2 protein-coding genes are annotated in these 1,345 nt (G+C 35.5%); both read left to right on the top strand.

Going from position 1 to position 1,345, the window contains the following annotated elements; genetic code table 11:
- On the top strand, positions 1–248 hold a 248-nt coding region (locus Q8M88_RS08975), incomplete at its 5' end, for a DUF2283 domain-containing protein (protein ID WP_305596528.1).
- Between the two features lie 174 nt (positions 249–422).
- Positions 423–1,345 (top strand): peptidoglycan-binding protein (locus Q8M88_RS08980; RefSeq protein ID WP_305596530.1); only part of this gene is annotated, 923 nt, incomplete at its 3' end.

Consider the following 1,345-nt stretch of genomic DNA (forward strand, 5'->3'; position numbering starts at 1 on the left):
TGGGAATTAATAAAGTAAGAAGAATTAAAAATATGAAAATCACTTATGATAAAGAAATAGACGCAATGTATCTTCAGTTTCAAGAAGGGGTTTTTTCGCGCAATAAAGAAGTTGAAGAAGGTATTATTTTAGATATTGGAAAGGGAAATAAAATTCTCGGAATTGAGATATTGGACGCGAGCAAAAGGATTAAACCAAAAAATATGAATTTTTTGAATTTTCAGATTCCCATAGGAGTACCAGCATAAAATTACTTGCTTTTCCGTCGGGGGGGTATACTTTTGGTATTATAAGTTTAATTAGAAATAAAAATACTTGTCCCGTTAGAAATTCACAAAATGGGATAAGATTATAAAAATAACAAATTATCTGTTTTTATATATAATATCAATATATATACGAATAGAATAATTTCTAATGGGATGAAAAAATATATAGTATTTGCGTTAGTTTTAGGTCTTTTAGTTTTTGGTGTTTCGCAAGCTAGTGCATTAGTTAGTTCCACTTCAGTTGTCACAAAAGGAACGACAGGTGCAGAAGTGACAACAATCCAGTCGGCTTTAAATAATCAAGGGTATTCATTAGTTGCTGATGGTAATTTTGGTGCCAAAACAGAAACTGCTGTTATGGCATTCCAAGCATCAAAAGGTCTTCCTGTAACAGGGATAGTTGATAGCGCGACGAAATCCTCTATACTTTCAGCCACTACGGCAAGTCCCGTTTCTGCTTCTGCAACTTCAGTAACAGCAGTAAATCCTAATCTTCCCTGCGCATTGACAGCTCCAGTTTCAATAAAAGTTATTTCTCCAAATGGTGGACAAACTTATACAGCGGGTCAACAGGTTACAGTGAAATGGAGTAGTTGTAATATTCCAACAACGGCCAATTTGCAATTTAGTTTATTTATGTATTATCCAGCCAACAATCCAACTGCTACTGGATTTCCATTAACCCTATCAACTCTAAATGACGGACAGGAAACTTTTAATTTACCATTGGCAGGAAATGTTGTTTATGGATGGAGTACAATGCAATATGGAAACTTCTTTAAAATCTACGTCGGTTATCCGACTGCAGGGGTAGGAGATGTTTCTGATAATATGTTTACGATAATTACACCTCCACCACCAACATCAGCAACAACTTCAACAACAATTGCAAAAGGAGCGACTGGTTCTGCTGTAACAGCAATTCAGTCCGCTTTAAATAGTCAAGGATATGCGTTAACTGTTGATAGTAGCTATGGCACTAAAACTGAAACAGCCGTTAAAACATATCAAGCAATAAAAGGTCTTCCAGTGACAGGAATAGTTGACAGCGCGACAAAGGCTTCTATACTAGCATT

Origin of the sequence: Phenylobacterium sp. (assembly GCF_030693805.1) — a bacterium.
Classification (GTDB): Bacteria; Pseudomonadota; Alphaproteobacteria; order Caulobacterales; family Caulobacteraceae; genus Phenylobacterium.